Genomic DNA, 18,866 nt, shown 5'->3' with positions numbered 1-18,866 from the left:
GAGCCTGACGGGGCGCGTCTATGTCGGGACGCAGCGGAGTCGGCGGCCGCCGGCGGAGACCAAGGAGAGATCGAATGACACGTCTGGGCATCATCGGTAGCGGCTCGATCGGCGCAGGACTCGCGAGTCTCGCGAGTGCGGCGGGGCATGACGTGAGGATCGCGAACTCTCGCGGCCCCGAATCCCTCGCCGGGCTCGTCGCGGAGCTCGGCCCCGGAGTTCAGGCCGCGACCGTGGAGGAGGCGGCTGCCTTCGGCGACCTGACGATCCTCGCCGTCCCGCTCTCCGCCTATGGCTCGCTGCCGATCCAGGAGCTCAGCGGCCGCACGGTGCTCTCGACCGGGAACTACTATCCCAGTCGCGACGGACGGATCCCCGAGCTCGACTCGCTCGACCTCACCACGGCGGAATACGAGTCCACCGTGCTCCCTGGAGCAGTGATCGTGAAGGCGTTCAACAACATCGTCGCCCACCACATCCCCTCCCTCGCCCGTCCCGCCGAGGCGCAGGACCGGTCGGGGATGGCCGTCTTCGGGGACTCCACCGAGGCGAAGCAGCTCGTCGCGCAGGTCATCGGTGATCTCGGATTCGACGCGGTGGACTGCGGCCCGCTCGCGGAGTCCTGGCGGACCGAGCCGGAGTCGGGGGCGTACACCCTGGTCTACGCCGCGGATTCCGAGGGGTTCTCCTCGGACTACACCGCGGACCCCGGAGCCCCCGTGCCCGCGGACCGCCTCCGCGAGCTGGTCGCGGCCTCGACCCGCGCGAAGGTCGCCGAGCGGGAATTCTGAGCACGCCCGCTGCGGTGCTGGTCGGGCGGCCGGAACGCCGCGGCCGCCGCCGCGGCGGATGATGGAGGGCACCGCCGCAGAAGGGAGGACGGATGAGGATCGGGGAGCTGGCGACGCGGACCGGGGTCCCGGCCCGCATGCTCCGCTACTACGAGGAGCAGGGGCTGATCACGCCGCGCAGGCTCGCCAACGGATACCGCGAGTACGACGAGCGCCTCGTGCTGCGGGTGCGCAAGATCCGCGGTCTGCTCGACTCGGGGATCCCGACGCGGATCATCGGGGACATGCTGCCGTGCCTCGACGGCACCCAGGCCACGATCGTCGCGGACCCGGATCCCGAGCTGAGGGCACTCCTGGTCGAGCAGCGGGAGAAGATGACCGAGCGCATCTCCTTCCTCGAGCAGAACCGGGACGCCCTCACCCGCTACATCGAGGCGATGGATGCGGCGCAAGGGCATCGGTGACCGCGGCAGGCGGTAGGGCGGGCCCCCTCGCGCGACCCGACCGCGGTGGGGCGCTTCCCTCGCGCGACCCGACCGCGGTGGGGCGCTTCCCTCGCGCGGCCCGACCGCGGTGGGGCGCTTCCCTCGCGCGGCCCGACCGCGGTGGGGCGCTTCCCTCGCGCGGCCCGACCGCGGTGGGGCGCTTCCCTCGCGCGGCTCGGCGCCGGGACCGGCATCGGGCCGCGCGAGAGGCGCGCTCAGCGGTAGACGGCGCGGTTGAACTGCACCAGGAAGTCGCCGGTGATGGTGTCCCCGCCCTCGGCCCGCTCGGCGATCAGCTCCATGGCGAGGTCGCGGCGCCGCGGGATCCGGTCCTTCTGCGCCGCGGACAGCGCCTCCGACATCTCCGCGGTCGTCAGATCGGTGCAGTAGGCCGGCGCCGCGGGCTGGAAGCGCCAGGAGTCCTCGATCGCTCCGGCGTCGTAGGCGTCGAAGCCGGTCTCCTCGACGAGCCGGATCACCACGGCCCGGTCGGCCTCGCGGTCGGCGGCGACCGGGATCGCGATCCGCTCCGGAGCGCCCTGCGGGGCGGCGCGGTCCGCGAAGGACTGGGCGGTGATGGCGTTCCAGGCCTTGGCGACGGGACGACCGAGCTGCTCGGCGACCCATGCGCTCTCCACCTGGCCGTCGTCGATCGCCGGGATGCCGCCGTCGCGCCGCGGGTAGTAGTTGGACGTGTCGATGACCACCGCGTCGCGCGGGGCGCGGGCGATCAGCGGGGCGATGTCGGCCATGCGATGGAACGGGATCGACGTGATGAGCACGTCGACGTCCACCACCGCCTCCGTCGCCTCCACGGCCCTCGCGCCCGAGGTCAGCAGGCCCGGATCGATCGTCTCCGGCCCGCGGGAGTTGGCGACCTTCACCGCGTGCCCGGCCGTGCTCAGCCGACGTACCAGGGTGGCGCCGATCGCTCCGGCTCCGAGAATTCCGATCCTCATGGGGTGCATCTCCGTCTCCTCGTTCCTCGTCTTCTCGTGTCCCGTCTCCGCGGAGACAAGTGCTGTCGGGGTCACCGTGCGCCGCCTCCGTCCCCGATCCGGGGGTCCAGGCCGTACTGGGCGGGCACGCCGAGGTTCTCCCGGAGCGTGGTGCCGGGGTACTCGCTCGGGTAGATGCCCCTCTCCTGGAGCAGCGGGACGACCTCGTCGACGAAGGCGTCGACGCCGTCCTCGTAGATGTCCGGGGAGATCCAGAAGCCGTCGGCGGCCCCCGCCTCGAACCATTCCTGCATGTGGTCCGCGTGCCGCTCACCCGGGCCGACGACCGTGGGGTGGTAGTCGATCACCCCGTGCGCGAGCACGTCCCGCGGCGACCAGCCCTCGCGGGCGACGGCGAGGGCGATGCCCGATCGGGGATCCGCGGGGGAAGAGTGGGCGGCGGCGAGGACCTCCGGCGTGAGCGGGTCGTCGATCTGCTCCGGGCGCAGCCGCAGGCCCAGCATGGCGTTCAGATGCGGCAGCCGCGCCTCGATGATGCCCCCGCTCAGAGCGATCCGGCGGTCCAGGCCCTCGCGCACGGTCGGGGCGACCGTCGTCATGAGGCCGACGATGTACTTGATCTCGTCGGGGTCGCGCCCGGCGTCGCGGGCGGCCTCGCGGATCATGCGGCGCTGGGCGCGGGCCTCCTCGATGGTCCAGACCTCGGTGATGAACCCGCTGGCATAGCGCCCCGCGATCGTGAGGAGGTGGGGGCTGGGCCCGCCGGAGGTGAAGATCACCGGCTGTCCCTGCTCGGACGGAGGGATCGCCAGCGGGCCGCGGGATGCGACGTGCTCGCCGCCGAGGTTGATGGGCCGCAGCTTCTCCGGGTCCAGGAAGCGACCGGCGTCCTTGTCCCTGATCCAGGCGTCCTTCTCCCAGCTGCCCCAGAGCGCCTGGGTGATCTGGATGGCCTCGTGCGCGCGCTGGTAGCGCTCCTGTCGATCGGCGACGGGCCGGCCGTAGTTGGCCGCGACGGCGGGGTCGCTGGTGGTGACCGCGTTCCAGCCGGCGCGGCCGTGGCTGATCACGTCGAGCGCCTTGAACTGCCGCGCCTGGTTGAAGGGCTCCCGGAAGGTGGTCGAGCCGGTCGCCACGAAGCCGATGCGCTCGGTCGCGCGGGCGATCGCGGTCAGCGACACGATCGGGTCCATGACGTTGCTGAGGGTGTCCCCCTCGATGTCCCCGCGCACAGCAGGGAAATCCGGGGTGAACAGGAACGCGAACTTCCCGCGCTCGGCGGCCCGAGCATGGCGGATGGTGGCCTCGATGTCGGCGTAGGCGTCCGCCGGGACGTGGGGGGCACGCCAGGATCCGTGCAGGGCACCGTAGCCGTCGGTGATGGCGAGGCCGAGCACGATCTGGTGGGCGGTCATGGGCGTTCTCCTTCGCGCAGGGTCGATGAACGCCCATCCTGCAACCCTGACACCGATGAGAAGGTCAAGCGTGGTGTCGAAGCCGCTCCACGCGGTGCCCGCTCGGTCCGGAGGGTCGATCAGGCCCCGGCGCCCAGAGCGACCCGGGCGGCCGTGTCGATGAGCCGGGCGGCGGTGCGGGCGGTGCGGGAATCGACGTCCAGCTGCGGGTTCAGCTCGACCACGTCCAGCAGGCCCAGCTTCCCGGTGCCGGCGGCGGCGCGCACGGCCGCCTCGATCAGCGGCACGGGCACCCCGTAGGCCGCGGGGGCGGAGACCCCGGGGGCGGCCGCGGCGGGCAGCACGTCCAGGTCGATGGTCAGGTACAGCACCTCGAGGTCCGCGGCGAACTCCTCGACGACGGCGCGGATCCCCGCGGCGCCCGCCTCGATGCACTCCACGTCCGTCCACCAGCGCACGCCCAGGCGTCGGGCGCGCTCGAACAGGACTCCCGTGTTGGAGGGCTCGGCGATCCCGAGCACCAGGTAGGCGAGCTCGCGGCCGGCCGCGGCCTCCGCCGCCGCCATCTGCGCGAAGGGCGTGCCGGAGGTGGGGCGCGGCTCCTCGCGCAGGTCGAAGTGCGCATCGAGGTTCAGCACCCCCCAGCGCTTCCCGGACAGGGACTGCGAGGCGACCAGCCCCTGGTAGGAGGCCCAGGCGGTCTCGTGCCCGCCGCCGAGGACCACGCCCAGCGCGCTGCCGGGACGGTCGAGGGCCTCGGCGATCAGCGCCCCGGCCTCGGCCTGCCCGCGCTCGAGGTCCGTGCCCACGGTGACGGCGTCGCCGAGGTCGTGGATGCCGACCTCGCCGCGGGCGAGCGGGCCGTGCAGCGCCATCGGCGCCAGGGCGCGGCGCAGCGCGGCGGGGGCATCGGCCGCCCCGACCCGGCCGCGGTTGCGGCGCACGCCCTCATCGGAGCGGAAGCCCAGCAGGGCCAGGTGCGCGGCGGAGGCATCGGCCTCCCCGGCGGGGCGCACCACCTGGTGCCAGCGAGCATGCTCGGGGCCGTCGCCGTCGTGGCGGCCGGTCCAGGCGGCAGGGGCGGGAGCGGTCATGGGGCACCTCCGAGGAGCGGGCGGGTCTGCATCGGACCCTACGGCTCCACTCTCCCCGATCGGGGCGCGAGGCAGGCCCGCTGTCCGGTGCTCCGGACAGCGGGTGAGCTCAGCCCTCCCGGGCGATCAGCAGCCCGCCCGCGGAGATCGCGATGCAGCAGGTCATGACCAGGACCATGGGCAGGGCGCTGACGCCCCCGCCGAGGCTGACCAGCGGCGAGACCAGTGCGCCGAGGCCGAACTGCAGCGCGCCCAGCAGCGCCGAGGCGGTCCCGGCGGCCTGCGGCACGGCGCCCAGCGCGAGCGCGGTGGCGTTGCCGAAGATCAGCCCCATCGCGCCGACGGTCGTGAAGATCGGCAGCATCAGCCAGATCGCGGGGGCTCCGGCCGCGGCGAGGACCAGGGCGGCGAGGACGGAGACGCCCGCGGCCGCCACGCCGGTCCGCAGCATGCGCTCGGGCGCGACCGTCGCCGCCCGCTGCGCGGAGACGGCGCTGACGACCATGAGCGCCAGGGCGTTCACGCCGAAGGCGATGCCGTAGCCGCCCGCGCCGAAGCCCATCAGCTCCTGGTAGAGGAACGGCGAGGCGGAGATGTACGCCATCATCACCGCGAAGGCGAAGCCGAAGGTCACGGTGCGGCCCACGAACGTGCGCGAGGAGAGCGGCCCGGGGGCGGCCCGGCGGGAGCGGCGCTCGGCGGCGAGCTCGGCGCGGCGCGCCGGGGAGAGGGTCTCGCGGGTCAGCGCGAGGACGGAGACGACCATGACGATCGCGAGGACCAGGATGATGCCGAGCAGGCCGCGCCAGCCCAGCGGGCCGGTGAGCGCGCCGCCGGCGACGGGCGCGATCACCGGGGCGACGCCGCCGACGATCATCATCAGGCTGAAGGCCCGCGCCGCGGCGGGGCCGTGCGCGAGGTCGGAGATCATCGCGCGGCCGATGACCATCCCGGCGGCCCCGGCGAGGCCCTGCAGCATGCGGGCGGCGATGAGCACGCCGATGCTCGGTGCGAGGGCGGCGGCGGCCGATGCCAGCACGAACAGGACCGCGCCGACCAGCAGCGGGCCGCGGCGACCCAGGCGGTCCGAGAGCGGCCCGAAGGCGAGCTGACCGAGGGTCAGGCCGGCGAGGAAGGCGGTCAGCGTCAGCTGCACCTGCGTGGAGCCGGTGCCGAGGTCCGCGGCCATGGCGGGGAAGGCGGGCAGGTAGAGGTCGGTCGCCAGCGGGGCGACGGCGCTCAGCAGGCCCAGCACGAGCAGCAGGGGCACGGTGACGGGGGAGCGGAGGTCCGCGTCGGGCGCAGCGGTCGTGGGGGAGGCGGGGATGCTCATGATGGTTATGCAAACATAACGAAAGCGGCGTGTCGATAGGATCCGTGCGTGACCTCCCCGACGTCGACGCCGCCCTCGGACGCGCAGGATCCCGACGATCCCCTGCTCGCCCAGCTCGGCGACGCCGTCGTGACCCTCGCCCGGGCGCTGCAGCACGGCGTCCACGAACGGGACGACGTGGTCCCTCTGACCGGCACCGAGGTGATGGTGCTGCGCTGGGTGGACCGCCATCCCGGCGCCACGCCCAGCAGCACGGCCGAGGGCGTGGGCCTGCGCCGCTCGAACCTCTCCGCTGCGGTGCGGGGACTCGTCGCCAAGGGGATGCTCACCCGCGAGGCCGATCCCGCCGACTCCCGCAGCGTCCACCTCGCCCCGACCGACCGCGCCCGCGAGTCCAGCCGCGCGATCCGCGCCCACTGGGGCCGCGAGCTCGCCGCCCGCCTCCCGGACCTCACCGCCGCGGACCGCGAGGTCCTCGCCCGGGCCGTCCGGCTCCTCGACCGCGACGAGGGGTCCGCGCCATGAGCGGGCGGGCGAAGGTCCCCGCGGCCGATGCCACGCTGCGCCTGCTCACCTTCCTCGCCGCGCAGCGCGCCCCGGTCGCCGCGGCCCGCATCGCCGAGGCCCTCGAGCTGCCCCGCTCGAGCGTGTACGACCTGCTGGCGACCCTGGTCGCCCACGGCTACGCCCTGCACCTGCCCGAGGAGCGCCGCTACGCGCTGGGCCCGGCGGCCTACGAGCTCGCCGCCGGCTACGCCCGCCACGACCCCCTGGCGCGGATCGGCCGCCGGGCGATCGCCCGGATGGTCGACGCCGTCGGAGAGTCCGGGCATCTCGCCGTGCTGCACGGGCGCGATGCGCTGTACCTCGTCGAGGAGCGCGCCCGCATGCGCCCCAGCCTCGTGACCGATGCGGGCGTGCGCCTGCCCGCGCACCTCACCGCGAGCGGTCGGGCGATGCTCGCCGTGCTCACCCCGGTCCAGCTGCGCAGCCTCTACCCCTCGCGCACCCCGTTCGAGCGCCGCACCGAGGCGCCCTCGGTGACCTCCCGCGCGGACCTCGTGGCCGAGCTCGCCCGGGTGCGCCGCGAGGGCGTGGCCTGGGAGGACGGCGAGGTCACCGAGGGCTTCGCCTCCGTCGCCGCGGCGGTCGTGGACCGCGCCGGGTGGCCCGTCGCCGGGGTGGCGCTGACCTGGTCCGAGGTCGGCTCGACCCCCGAGCTCGCCGAGCGCTGCGCCCGCGCCGTGCGCGAGGTCGCCGCCGAGATCACCCGCGCCCTCCGCTGAGCGGCCCCGGGGAGGCGGGCGGATCCGACCGCAGACGGGCGGATCCGCGGGGCGCGCTGCGGTAGCGTCGAGCGGGTGGACTTCGTGGAGATGAGCGACGGCGCACGCCTGGCGACGCGGACCGTGCCCGGCCCGGCGGGCGCCCCCGCCGTGATCCTCGTGCACGGCGGCCCCGGCCTGTGGGACTACCTGGCACCGCTCGGCGAGCTGCTCTCCGGCCGATGCACGGTGCACCGCTACGACCAGCGCGGATGCGGGGACTCCACCGCTGCGCCCGAGACGCCGGCGGATCTCACCCTCGAACGCTCCGTCGCCGACCTCGAGGAGCTGCGCATCGCCTTCGGGCATGAGCACGTGGTGCTGGTGGGCCATTCCTTCGGGGCGACCCTCGCCCTCGCCTACGCCGGCGCGCACCCGAGTCGGGTGATCGGCCTGGGGTACCTCGACGGGGTCGGCATCGGCGACTGGCGCAGCGCCTACCGGCCCGAGCGGGCCCGGCGCCTGGAGCCCTGGGCGCAGCGGCTCGCCGCCCTCGACGCCCGGGAGCGCACCCGCGAGGAGGAGACGGAGTGGCGCCGCATCCAGTGGGCGGCCGACTACGCCGACCCGGCCGCCGGCTACGACCTGGCGCTGCCGATGGCCTCCAGCCCGCACGCCATCAACCTCGCGGCCAACCGCTCCCTCATGGCCTTCGACGACATGGACCAGATCACCTGGGCCACCGCCGCGCGCTGCCCCATCACCTTCATCCACGGCACCGCCGACCCGCGGCCCGTCGGCCCCGTGATGGCGCTCGCCGCCCACGCCCGAGCTCCCCGCAAGCGCGCCGTCACCGGCGCCGGGCACCTGCCGTGGGTCGAGCAGCCCGAGCAGATGCGCGAGATCCTCGCCGAGATCGTGGTCTCCGCCCGCACGCGCGACTGAGCGCATCGTCCGGTCTGCGCATCGTCCGGTATCCCGGACGCCGATGCGCGGGGGCCCGTTCCCCGCGGCGGACGGGCGTGGTGTCCTGGCATCACGTCGCGGTCATGGCCGAGCGCGACGGACCACCCCAGCAGAGCAGGAGCCCTCGATGACCCTCCCCGGAGCCCGCCCCGTCCGCGCCGCGCGCGGCACCGACCTCAGCGCCAAGTCCTGGCAGACCGAGGCGCCGCTGCGCATGCTCATGAACAACCTCGACCCCGAGGTCGCCGAGCGCCCCGACGACCTCGTCGTCTACGGCGGCACCGGCCGCGCCGCCCGCTCCTGGGAGGCCTTCGACGCGATCGTCGAGACCCTGCAGGACCTCGAGGACGACGAGACGCTGCTGGTGCAGTCCGGCAAGCCCGTCGGCGTGCTGCGCACGAACGAGTGGGCGCCGCGCGTGCTCATCGCCAACTCCAACCTCGTCGGCGACTGGGCGACCTGGCCCGAGTTCCGCAAGCTCGAGGCCGAGGGTCTGACCATGTATGGGCAGATGACCGCCGGCTCCTGGATCTACATCGCCACCCAGGGCATCCTCCAGGGCACCTTCGAGACCTTCGCGGCCGTGGCCCGCAAGCGCTTCGGCGGCACCCTGAAGGGCACCATCACCCTCACCGGCGGCTGCGGCGGCATGGGCGGCGCCCAGCCCCTGGCCGTCACCCTCAACGACGGCGTCTGCCTCATCGCGGACGTGGACCGCACCCGCCTCGAGCGCCGCGTCGCCAAGCGCTACCTCACCGAGATCGCCGAGGACCTCGAGGACGCGATCACCCGCGCCAACGCCGCCAAGGAGGAGGGCCGCGCCGTCTCCATCGGCATCGTCGGCAACGCCGCCGAGGTCTTCCCGGCGCTGCTGGAGCGCCACCGCGCCGGCGACATCCGCATCGACGTCGTCACCGACCAGACCAGCGCCCACGACCCGCTGTCCTACCTCCCGCTCGAGCACACCATGGAGGACTGGCACGCCGAGGCGGAGGCCGACGCCGAGGGCTTCACCAAGAAGTCCCGCGAGTCCATGGCCGCGCAGGTCCGCGCCATGGTCGAGTTCCAGGACGAGGGCGCCGAGGTCTTCGACTACGGCAACTCGATCCGCGACGAGGCCCGCCACGCCGGCTACGAGCGCGCCTTCGCGTTCCCCGGCTTCGTGCCCGCCTACATCCGCCCCCTGTTCTGCGAGGGCCTCGGCCCGTTCCGCTGGGTCGCGCTGTCGGGCGACCCGGAGGACATCGCCGTCACCGACGCCGCGCTGAAGGAGCTCTTCCCCGAGAACGAGCACCTGCACCGCTGGCTGGACGCCGCCGGCGAGCACGTCGAGTTCGAGGGCCTGCCCGCCCGCATCTGCTGGCTCGGCTACGGCGAGCGCCACCAGGCCGGCCTGCTGTTCAACCGCCTCGTCGCCGAGGGCAAGGTCAAGGCCCCCATCGTCATCGGCCGCGACCACCTCGACTCCGGCTCCGTGGCCTCGCCCTACCGCGAGACCGAGGCGATGCTCGACGGCTCCGACGCGATCGCCGACTGGCCGCTGCTGAACGCCCTCACCGCGACCTCCTCCGGCGCGACCTGGGTGTCCATCCACCACGGCGGCGGCGTCGGCATCGGTCGCTCGATCCACGCCGGCCAGGTGGGTCTCGCCGACGGCACCGAGCTCGCGGCCCGCAAGCTCGAGCGCCTGCTCACCAACGACCCGGGCATGGGCGTGATCCGTCACGTCGACGCCGGCTACTCCCGGGCCGATGAGGTCGCGCGCGAGCGCGGCGTCCGGATCCCCGTCGCGCCCACCCTGCGCGACGGTCAGGGCGCATGACGAGCGCCCCGCACGCGGCGGCCGCGGGAGCCCATCCGGCTCCTGCGGCCGCCGCCGCATCCCCCGCGAGCACGCTGATCACCGACATCGGCGAGCTGTGGACGCTGGACCCGGCCCTGGACGACGCCCCCGAGCGGCAGGTGCTGCACGACGCCGCCCTGGTCCTCGAGGGCGGGCGCGTGGCCTGGTACGGCCCGGCCGCCGACGCTCCCGCCGCCGATGAGCGGGTGGACGCCGCCGGCCGCGCCGTGCTGCCCGGCTGGGTCGACTCCCACTCCCACCTCATCTTCGACGGCGACCGCTCCGCCGAGTTCGAGGCCCGCATGGCCGGCCGCGCCTACGCCGCCGGCGGCATCCAGGTCACCACCGACGCCACCCGGGCGGCCCTGGACGCCTCCGGCGGCGACCGCCTCGAGCAGCTGGTCCGCGCCCGCATCGCCGAGGCCGTCGCCGGCGGCACCACCTGCCTGGAGACGAAGACCGGATACGGCCTCACCCTCGAGGACGAGGCCCGCTCCGCCGCGCTCGCCGCCCGCCTCGTCGCCGACGGCACCCTGGACGAGGCCACCTACCTCGGAGCCCACCTGGTGCCGCGCGAGTTCGACGGCGCGCACGGCCGCCCCGGCGCCGGCGCATACGTGGACCTCGCCGCCGGGCCGATGCTCGAGGCCGTCCGCGAGCAGGCCGGCGACCTCCTGCGCTGGGCCGATGTCTTCTGCGAGGACGGCGCCTTCGACGTCGCGCAGTCCCGCCGGGTGCTCCGCGCCGCCCGCGCGGCGGGCCTGGGCCTGCGCGTGCACGGCCACCAGCTGGCCCGCAGCGGGGGAGTGGCCCTCGCCGTCGAGCTGGGCGCCGCGAGCGTGGACCACCTCAACCACATGTCCGCCGAGGACGTCGACGCGCTCGCCGCGACCGCCGCCCTCCCGGTGCGCGAGGACGCCGACGGCCGGCTCGCCATGGACGCCGGCCCCACGGTCGCGACAGTCCTGCCGGCCTGCGACCTGTCCACCCGCGCCCCGCTCGCCCCCGCCCGGGCCCTGCTGGACGCGGGCGCCGTCGTGGCCCTGGCCAGCAACTGCAACCCCGGCACCAGCTACACCAGCTCCATGAGCTTCTGCGTGGCCACCGCCGTGCTGCAGATGCGCCTCAGCCTCGCCGAGGCGATCCGCGCCGCCACCCGCGGCGGGGCGCTCGCCCTGCGCCGCGCGGACGTCGGCCACCTGGCCGTCGGCGCCCGCGCCGACGTGCACCTGCTGGCCGCCCCGGCGGCGATCCACCTGGCCTACCGGCCGGGCATGCCCATGACGGCGGCGGTGTGGCGGCGCGGGCAGCGCCTCCACCCGGCCGCCTGACCGCCGCCCCGACCCCGGGGCGACCCGCCGTCCCACTCCGGCCGGAGGAGCCGCCCGTTCCTCCGGCCGGAGGAGACCTCACCCCTCCGTGCGGCGTCCCGCCGCCCTACCCCTGGAGCGCATCGATGACGACCCGCGCCGACTCCGTCCCCACCACCGCGCCGCACCCGCCGGCCCGCTGGCGCTTCTTCGTGTACAGCGCCATCGGCCTGGCGATGTTCTTCGTCTCCGTCGAGATCGGCGGGAAGAGCACCATCGGCGTGGACCACGTCCTCACCCTGGTGCGCACCCTCCTGGGGCCGGCCGTGCCCTTCGTGGTGCTCGCCCTGGTGGCCTTCGGCACCGCACGGCCCTTCGTCACCGGCACCTGGCGCCGCAGCCCGCTGCGCACCGCCTTCGCGATCCTCAACGTGCTGGGCCTGCTCGTCGCCGCCTGCGCCGCCTTCGGCTATTACCCGGGCCCGCTCGCGAACCCGGACATCGGCCCCTTCCTGTGGGAGAAGCTCGCCATCCCCGTCGGCCTGATCGTGCCCGTCGGCGCGATCTTCCTGGCGCTGCTCATCGGCTACGGGCTGATGGAGTTCATCGGCGTGCTGGTGCGGCCGATCATGCGGCCCGTGTGGCGGGTTCCCGGACGGGCCGCCGTCGACGCCGTCGCGAGCTTCGTGGGCTCCTACTCGCTGGCGCTGCTGATCACCGACCGCGTCTACCGCGAGGGCCGGTACACCGGCCGGGAGGCCGCGATCATCGCGACCGGCTTCTCCACGGTCTCGGCCACCTTCATGGTCATCGTCGCCTCGACGCTGGACCTCATGGACCGCTGGGCGCTCTACTTCGTCGTGACCCTCGTGGTGACGTTCCTGGTCACCGCCATCACCGTGCGGATCCCGCCGCTGCGCGGCATCCCCGAGGAGACCTTCGAGGGCGTGGCCCACCAGCCCGAGCCCACCGGCGGCGGCCGCCTGCTGCCGACCGCCTGGGCCGAGGCGATGCGCGCCCTCGCGGCGGCCCCGGGCCTGGCCCGCGGCACCTGGTCCACGCTCAAGGACGGGGTGCTGATGGCCTCCGCGATCGTCCCCTCGATCCTCTCGGTCGGGCTCATCGGCCTGCTGCTGGCGACCTACACCCCGCTGTTCGACCTGTTCGGCTACGTGTTCGCGCCCGTCGCCCTGCTGGTGGGCCTGCCGGAGCCCCTGCTCGCCGGCAAGGCGTTCTCGATGGGCATCGCCGAGATGTTCCTGCCGGCGACCGTCGTCGCCGGCCACCCCTCGGAGGTGCTGCGCTTCACCGTCGGCGTCACCGCGATCTCGCAGATCGTGTTCTTCTCCGCCCTGGTGCCCTCGATCCTCGCGACCTCGATCCCGATCAGCGTGCCGCGCCTGATCGTGCTCTGGTTCGAGCGGGTCGTCCTCACCGTGCTGATCGCCGCACCGATCGCGCACCTCGTCCTGTGAGCTGCCTCAGCGGACGGTCACGGTGATCTCCACCGGGTCGACCGGCGGCTCGAGGGTGCCCTGGCTCTGATCGCAGTCCTCGGCGATCTCGCTGCGGGTGCAGTACAGGACCCGCACCGTCGTCGTGCCCGGCGCGAGCCCCGTCACCTCCACCGCGTAGGGCATCGTCGCGCCGGGGGCGTCCTCGCCCTGCTCCGTCCCATGGACCTCCTCGTCCATCACGACCTCGGCGGAGGCCACCGCCGAGTCCGTCTCCGAGACGACCCCCCAGGCGTCCCCGACGCCCTGGCTGCCCTCGCCCAGGGAGATCTGGGCGCTCTCGCCGACGGCGAGGTCGACCTCGGTGGTGCCCTGCTCCAGCAGGACGCCGTGCTCGGGCGCGCCGCAGGCGGCCAGCACCGCCGCGAGGGCGAGCCCCGCGAGGACGGCGGTCGGACGGCGGCGGGACGCGCATCGGGTCATCGGAGGTGCTCCTGTCGCAGGCGGTGGGGCCGGTCCAGTCTCGCAGGCCCGGCCCGGTCACCCCCATGGGGAGACCTCCCCATGGCCTGCCCGCGCGGCGACGGCGAGGCGGGGCCCGGCGCGAACGCCGCCACCGCTGGCCGGACCACCGTCGGCCATACCTCGGACCCGGGCTTCTGGGACGGGATGGGCATCGGCGACGGCATCGGCCGGCTCTGACCGGTATACCGGACACCGATCGGGCCGGGGCCCTGGGAGCGCCCCGGCCGGATCCGTAGCCTCGAGGACATGACCACCACCGTCACCCTCTCCAGCTCCGGCCTCTCCCCGGCCGATGTCCTCGCCGTCGCCCGCGGCGGCGCACCGCTGCGCCTGGATCCCGCGGCCCGCGAGGAGATCGCCCGCGTGCGCGCCCACATCGATGCGCTCGCCGGCGGCAGCACCCCGGTCTACGGCGTCTCCACCGGCTTCGGCGCCCTCGCCGACACCTCCATCCCGCCGAGCATGCGCCACGCCCTGCAGCGCTCCCTGATCCGCTCGCACGCCGCCGGCGCGGGCCCCGAGGTCGAGCCCGAGGTGGTGCGCGCCCTCATGCTGCTGCGCGCGAAGACCCTCGCCTCCGGCCGCACGGGCGTGCGCCCCCTGGTCGTCGAGACGATGATCGCGCTGCTGAACGCGGGCATCACCCCGATCGTCCACGAGTTCGGCTCGCTGGGCTGCTCCGGCGACCTCGCGCCGCTGTCCCACTGCGCGATCGTGCTGATGGGCGAGGGCCGGGCCCGCGACCGCGACGGCGTCGAGCGCCCCGTGCCGGAGCTGCTGGCCGAGGCGGGCATCGAGCCCGTGCTGCTGGAGGAGAAGGAGGGCCTGGCCCTCATCAACGGCACCGACGGCATGCTCGGCATGCTGCTCATCGCGCTCGCCGACCTCGAGCAGCTGGTCCGCGTCGCCGACCTCACCACCGCCCTGACGGTGCAGGGCCTGCGCGGCCGCGACAGCGTGTTCCGCCCCGAGCTGCACATGCCGCTGCGCCCGCACCCCGGCCAGGCGGACTCCGCCGCGAACATCTTCGCCCTGCTCGAGGGCTCCGCCATCGTGGCCGATGTCGCCGCGGAGGGCTCCCGCGTCCAGGACGCCTACTCGCTGCGCTGCGCCCCGCAGGTCGCCGGCGGCGTGCGCGACACCATCGCCCACGCCCGCACCGTCGCCGAGCGCGAGCTCGCCGCGGCCATCGACAACCCCGTCGTCCTCGAGGACGGCACCGTCACCTCCAACGGCAACTTCCACGGCGCGCCGGTCGCCTACGTGCTGGACTTCCTCGCGGTCGTCGCCGCGGACCTCGCCTCCATCGCCGAGCGCCGCACCGACCGCATGCTCGACAAGTCCCGCTCCCACGGCCTGCCGCCGTTCCTGGCCGACGACCCGGGCGTCGACTCCGGCTTCATGATCGCCCAATACACCCAGGCCGGCCTCGTCTCGGAGATGAAGCGCCTGGCCGCTCCCGCGAGCGTCGACTCGATCCCCTCGAGCGCCATGCAGGAGGACCACGTGTCCATGGGCTGGCACGCCGCCCGCAAGCTGCGCACCGCCGTGGACTGCCTGCGCCGCGTCCTGGCGATCGAGCTGATCACCTCCACCCGGGCGATCGACCTGCGGGCGCCGCTGGCCCCGTCGGCCGCGAGCGCCGCCGCGATCGCCGTGCTGCGCGAGCGGGTCGAGGGCCCCGGCCCGGACCGCTTCCTGGCCCCGGACATCGCCGCCGCCGAGGAGCTGCTGCGCGACGGCACGATCCTCGCCGCCGCCGAGGAGGTCGCCGGGCCGCTCGCCTGACCCGTCGGCGTCCCCTGACCCGTCGGCGTCCCTCGATCCGTCCGCGTCGGCGGGTGCCCGCGTCGTCTGAGACGCCCGCGACCGGTCCTGCGCCGGGCTCGTAGGCTCGGTGGATGATCCCTCTGAGCACGACGGCCCGGCGCATGACCTCCAGTGCCATCCGCGAGATCCTCAAGGTCACGCAGCAGCCCGAGGTGATCTCCTTCGCCGGCGGGCTGCCCGCCCCGGAGCTGTTCCCCCTCGAGGAGGTCCGTGCCGCGAGCGACCGGATCCTCGCCGCCCGCGGGCGGGAGGCGCTGCAGTACTCCACCACCGAGGGCGACCCGGGGCTGCGGGAGTGGATCGGCGCCCGCGCGGGCATCGGCGCGGACCACGTGCAGATCACCAGCGGCAGCCAGCAGGGCCTGGACCTGCTGGCCCGCGTGCTGCTGGATCCCGGCGACGTGGTGCTCGTCGAGCAGCCCACCTACCTCGGGGCCCTGCAGGCGATGGCGCCGTACGGGGCGCGCTTCGTCGAGGTCCTCACCGACGAGGACGGCATCGTCCCCGAGGCCCTGGCCGAGCAGCTCGCGCACACGGAGGCCCGGGCGCTGTACACCACGCCGTCCTTCCAGAACCCCACGGGCCGCACCCTGCCCCGGGAGCGCCGCCGCGCCCTGCTCGAGGTGACGCGGCGCCACGGCGTCACCGTGATCGAGGACGGCCCCTACAACGACCTGCGCTTCCGCGGCGAGACCCTGCCCACCCTGTTCGACCTGGCCCTGGCGCAGGCCGATGATCCCGAGGAGGTGCACGTCGTCCACCTCGGCAGCTTCTCGAAGGTCCTCGCCCCCGGGCTGCGGGACGCCTGGGTGCAGGCCCCGCGGCACGTCATCGAGCGTCTCGTGCTCGCCAAGCAGGCGGCCGATCTCCACTCCCCGACCCTGAACCAGATGATCGTCCTCGCCCTCGTGGAGGATGTGCTGCCGCGCCAGGTGGAGCGGCTGCGGGAGGTCTACGGCCATCGGGCCGGGGTCATGGGCCGGGCCCTGCAGGAGCATCTGCCCGCGGGGGCGCGCGTGAGCGATCCTGACGGCGGCATGTTCTGCTGGGTCGAGCTGCCCGGCGACGTGGACACCGGCGCCCTGCTGCCGGCGGCCGTCGCGCGGAAGGTCGCCTACGTCCCCGGCCAGCCGTTCTTCGCCCACGGCGACGGGCGCCGCACCCTGCGTCTGAGCTTCACCAGCGCGACCGATGCGCAGATCCGCAGCGGCGTCGCCGCCCTCGGGGAGGTCCTCGCCGCCGCCGTCGGCTGAGGCGTCGGTGCGCCGGCGCATGCTGGGGGCATGGACACCACACGCATGCACGCCGGGATCGTCCCGCCCCATCTGCTCGAGCAGATCGCCCGCGTCGCCTCCGACGGGCCGGCCGATGCGGCGCAGCGCACCCTCGCCATCGGCCGCCGGGTCGTCGGCTCCCGCGAGGTGCGCGCGGCCCGCACCAGCCGCCCCGGGTACTCCGGGACGGCGACCGGACTCATCCCTCCCCACCTGCAGGAACGCGTCCCCGAGACGCGGCCGCCGCGGACCGCCGCGGCGGTGGAGGCGGCCGTCCTGCGCCGCCGGGTCCACGACGCGCAGCACGGCACCGCCCTGCCCGGGGTGCTGGTCCGCGCCGAGGGCGCCCCGGCGACCGGGGACGAGTCCGCGGACGAGGCCTACACCGGCCTCGGCGCCACCTGGACGCTGTTCCGGGAGGTCTTCGGGCGGGACTCGCTGGACGATGCGGGCATGGAGCTGGTGGCCACCGTCCACTACGGCCAGGACTTCGAGAACGCCTTCTGGGACGGCGAGCAGATGATCTTCGGCGACGGGGACGGCGTGTACTTCCAGTCCTTCACCAACGCCGTCGACGTGATCGGCCACGAGCTCACCCACGGGGTGGTCCAGTTCACCGCCGGGTTCGTGTACGTCGGCCAGTCCGGGGCGCTGCACGAGTCCGTCGCCGATGCCTTCGGGTCGATGACGAAGCAGCGCATGCTGGGCCAGAGCGCCGCGGAGGCGGACTGGCTGATCGGTGAGGGCGTCTTCACCGACGCCGTCCGGGGCCGGGCCCTGCGGTCGATGAAGGAGCCCGGCACCGCCTACGACGACCCGGTCCTGGGCCGCGACCCCCAGCCCGGATCGATGGCCGACTACCAGGATCTCCCGCACGACGAGCAGCACGACAACGGCGGCGTCCACATCAACTCCGGCATCCCCAACCGGGCGTTCGTGCTGGCCGCGACCGGGATCGGCGGAGCATCCTGGGAGGGCGCCGGGCCGATCTGGTACCGCGCCCTCACCCGGGGCGGCCTGCCCAAGGACGCCGGCTTCGCGGCGTTCGCCCGGGCCACCCTCGCGGCCGCCGAGCAGCTCCACGGCCCCGGGTCGGCGCAGCGGGCCGCCGTTCAGGAGGCGTGGCGCAGCGTCGGAGTGACCACTGAGCAGGCGTGAGAAGCTGGGGCGATGACGACCTCCGAGGACTATTTCGAGATCCAGGATGCATGGGAGGCCGAGAGGATTCGCGATCTGGTGGCGCGACGGGACTGGGCGACGCTCCTCCCGGAGACGACCGTGCCGGTCTGGATCCACGCCCCCGGGGCGGATCCGGCCCGGGCCGGGGCGGCTCTGGACCGCATCCGCCGCGCGAGCGAGGCCGTGGGCACCGCCCCCGAGCCCGAGCGCGGACTGCTCGTGCGGATCCTCAGCGCCCGGGCGCGCCGTGAGCACCGCGAGCGCATCGCGGCGTGGACGGCCCCGTACACCGAGGCCTGCGAGCAGGCGCGGAGCGTCGTGCGGCCCGTGGCGGAGGCCGACGACCTCGTCACGGCCGCCGTGATCCTCGACCTCGACCCGGCCTGCGAGGCCCGGATCCATGAGCTGCTGTGGCGGATGGCCGACCACGACGACGCCCGCCGGGACCAGGACGGCGGGGAGGGCGACGTGGCGCATTCGCAGTGGCTCGACCTCGCCCTCTCCTACGAGGAGAGCGATCCCGACGCCTTCGACGCGCACGCCGGGCGATGAGCCCCGCACCTGAGGCAGAATGCAGGATGGCCACCTCCGCACGCATCGCCTATCTCCGGGACTCCTCGGCCGGTCTGGACCTCGCCCGTCAGCGCGAGCTGATCGGTCCGGCCGATCGCACCTGGACGGAGCTGCAGCCGCCGGGCACCTCGCACGACCGTCCCGTGCTGCGCGAGGCCCTCGATGCCCTGCGAAGCGGGGACACGCTGGCCGTCGCCTCCGCGGATCGCCTCGCCCGGTCCCTGCGCGACCTGCAGGACCTCGTCGAGCAGATCATCGGCGCCGGGGCGCGCCTCGAGCTGTGCGCGGCCGGCATCACCCTGGGCCCGGAGGACGCGCGCCTGGTCGCCGCCGTCGTCGCGGCCGATGCGGCGATGGCGGCGGAACGGCAGGCCGAGGCCGTCGTGCACGTGCCCGCCTACGCCCGGGTGAGCATCGAGCGCCCCCGCGAGCTGTCCGACGGCGAGCTGCACGACGTCCGCCTGCAGCTCGACGCCGGGATGCCCTCGCGTCAGGTCGCACGGGAGCACGGCGTCCCCTGGGAGATGCTGCGGCGGCTGCTCGAGCAGCCCGAGCTGCCGCTGGACTGAC

19 protein-coding genes are annotated in these 18,866 nt (G+C 74.6%); 14 read left to right on the top strand and 5 right to left on the bottom strand.

The window, feature by feature from the left end; translation table 11 throughout:
• The first annotated feature begins 20 nt into the window (after positions 1 to 20).
• Together BF93_RS10985 and BF93_RS10980 are read left to right on the top strand one after the other, a co-directional pair.
• Positions 21 to 791 (top strand): NADPH-dependent F420 reductase, encoded by a 771-nt coding sequence (locus BF93_RS10985; protein WP_332248917.1) that lies wholly within the window; start codon positions 21 to 23, stop codon positions 789 to 791.
• A gap of 92 nt (positions 792 to 883) precedes the next feature.
• Positions 884 to 1,255, top strand: a complete 372-nt coding sequence (locus BF93_RS10980) for a MerR family transcriptional regulator (protein WP_038372667.1) — start codon at positions 884 to 886, stop codon at positions 1,253 to 1,255.
• Between the two features lie 236 nt (positions 1,256 to 1,491).
• Here the strand turns inward: BF93_RS10980 and BF93_RS10975 are convergent, their stop codons facing one another.
• The 4 genes from BF93_RS10975 to BF93_RS10960 all read right to left on the bottom strand — a co-directional run bounded on the left by BF93_RS10975 (position 1,492) and on the right by BF93_RS10960 (position 6,077).
• The gene (locus tag BF93_RS10975) at positions 1,492 to 2,235 is read right to left on the bottom strand and encodes an NADPH-dependent F420 reductase (protein ID WP_038372754.1); all 744 of its coding nucleotides are present in this window, start codon (positions 2,233 to 2,235) and stop codon (positions 1,492 to 1,494) included.
• 71 nt (positions 2,236 to 2,306) lie between these two features.
• Positions 2,307 to 3,650, bottom strand: a complete 1,344-nt coding sequence (locus tag BF93_RS10970; RefSeq protein WP_038372666.1) for an NtaA/DmoA family FMN-dependent monooxygenase — start codon at positions 3,648 to 3,650, stop codon at positions 2,307 to 2,309.
• 119 nt (positions 3,651 to 3,769) lie between these two features.
• On the bottom strand, positions 3,770 to 4,744 hold the full coding sequence (gene hutG / locus BF93_RS10965; protein ID WP_038372665.1) for a formimidoylglutamase: 975 nt from the start codon (positions 4,742 to 4,744) through the stop codon (positions 3,770 to 3,772).
• Between the two features lie 109 nt (positions 4,745 to 4,853).
• On the bottom strand, positions 4,854 to 6,077 hold the full coding sequence (locus BF93_RS10960) for a multidrug effflux MFS transporter (RefSeq protein WP_038372663.1): 1,224 nt from the start codon (positions 6,075 to 6,077) through the stop codon (positions 4,854 to 4,856).
• 48 nt (positions 6,078 to 6,125) lie between these two features.
• Here BF93_RS10960 and BF93_RS10955 point away from each other — a divergent pair, with 48 nt between their 5' ends.
• The 6 genes from BF93_RS10955 (at position 6,126) to BF93_RS10930 (ending at position 12,936) form a co-directional block, all read left to right on the top strand.
• Complete coding sequence (locus BF93_RS10955) at positions 6,126 to 6,602, top strand: MarR family winged helix-turn-helix transcriptional regulator (RefSeq protein WP_051486853.1); 477 nt, start codon at positions 6,126 to 6,128, stop codon at positions 6,600 to 6,602.
• Positions 6,599 to 7,363, top strand: coding sequence for an IclR family transcriptional regulator (locus tag BF93_RS10950; RefSeq protein ID WP_038372661.1), 765 nt, complete (start codon positions 6,599 to 6,601; stop codon positions 7,361 to 7,363). The genes BF93_RS10955 and BF93_RS10950 overlap by 4 nt, the downstream gene beginning before the upstream one ends.
• A 75-nt stretch (positions 7,364 to 7,438) precedes the next feature.
• On the top strand, positions 7,439 to 8,287 hold the full coding sequence (locus BF93_RS10945; RefSeq protein ID WP_051486852.1) for an alpha/beta fold hydrolase: 849 nt from the start codon (positions 7,439 to 7,441) through the stop codon (positions 8,285 to 8,287).
• Positions 8,288 to 8,435: 148 nt separating this feature from the next.
• On the top strand, positions 8,436 to 10,130 hold the full coding sequence (hutU, locus tag BF93_RS10940; protein ID WP_038372659.1) for a urocanate hydratase: 1,695 nt from the start codon (positions 8,436 to 8,438) through the stop codon (positions 10,128 to 10,130).
• A complete protein-coding gene (locus BF93_RS10935) occupies positions 10,127 to 11,482 on the top strand; it encodes an amidohydrolase family protein (RefSeq protein WP_084148474.1) in 1,356 nt (451 codons plus the stop codon). Before hutU ends, BF93_RS10935 begins: the two co-directional genes overlap by 4 nt.
• 125 nt (positions 11,483 to 11,607) lie before the next feature.
• A complete protein-coding gene (locus BF93_RS10930) occupies positions 11,608 to 12,936 on the top strand; it encodes a YjiH family protein (protein ID WP_038372657.1) in 1,329 nt (442 codons plus the stop codon).
• A 6-nt stretch (positions 12,937 to 12,942) separates the two neighbouring features.
• Here BF93_RS10930 and BF93_RS19605 read toward each other — a convergent pair whose 3' ends face one another.
• A complete protein-coding gene (locus BF93_RS19605; protein WP_038372656.1) occupies positions 12,943 to 13,398 on the bottom strand; it encodes a hypothetical protein in 456 nt (151 codons plus the stop codon).
• A gap of 81 nt (positions 13,399 to 13,479) precedes the next feature.
• Between BF93_RS19605 and BF93_RS19600 the strand changes: the two genes are divergently transcribed.
• From BF93_RS19600 to BF93_RS10900, 6 genes are all read left to right on the top strand, one after another.
• The gene (locus BF93_RS19600) at positions 13,480 to 13,617 is read left to right on the top strand and encodes a hypothetical protein (RefSeq protein ID WP_156954125.1); all 138 of its coding nucleotides are present in this window, start codon (positions 13,480 to 13,482) and stop codon (positions 13,615 to 13,617) included.
• 69 nt (positions 13,618 to 13,686) lie between these two features.
• Positions 13,687 to 15,228, top strand: coding sequence for a histidine ammonia-lyase (gene hutH / locus BF93_RS10920; RefSeq protein ID WP_038372655.1), 1,542 nt, complete (start codon positions 13,687 to 13,689; stop codon positions 15,226 to 15,228).
• 113 nt (positions 15,229 to 15,341) lie between these two features.
• Entirely contained in the window at positions 15,342 to 16,523 is a 1,182-nt protein-coding gene (locus tag BF93_RS10915; protein WP_038372654.1) for an aminotransferase-like domain-containing protein, read from the top strand.
• A gap of 30 nt (positions 16,524 to 16,553) precedes the next feature.
• Positions 16,554 to 17,702 (top strand): M4 family metallopeptidase, encoded by a 1,149-nt coding sequence (locus BF93_RS10910; protein WP_038372653.1) that lies wholly within the window; start codon positions 16,554 to 16,556, stop codon positions 17,700 to 17,702.
• Between the two features lie 12 nt (positions 17,703 to 17,714).
• Entirely contained in the window at positions 17,715 to 18,275 is a 561-nt protein-coding gene (locus BF93_RS10905; protein ID WP_038372652.1) for a hypothetical protein, read from the top strand.
• A 26-nt stretch (positions 18,276 to 18,301) separates the two neighbouring features.
• The gene (locus BF93_RS10900) at positions 18,302 to 18,865 is read left to right on the top strand and encodes a recombinase family protein (protein ID WP_038372651.1); all 564 of its coding nucleotides are present in this window, start codon (positions 18,302 to 18,304) and stop codon (positions 18,863 to 18,865) included.
• Position 18,866 lies beyond the last annotated feature (1 nt).

The sequence above is a fragment of the Brachybacterium phenoliresistens genome (assembly GCF_000576425.1).
Classification (GTDB): Bacteria; Actinomycetota; Actinomycetes; order Actinomycetales; family Dermabacteraceae; genus Brachybacterium; species Brachybacterium phenoliresistens.
Note: the sequence above shows the minus strand (reverse complement) of the source record. Positions and strands in the feature narration are given on the sequence as shown.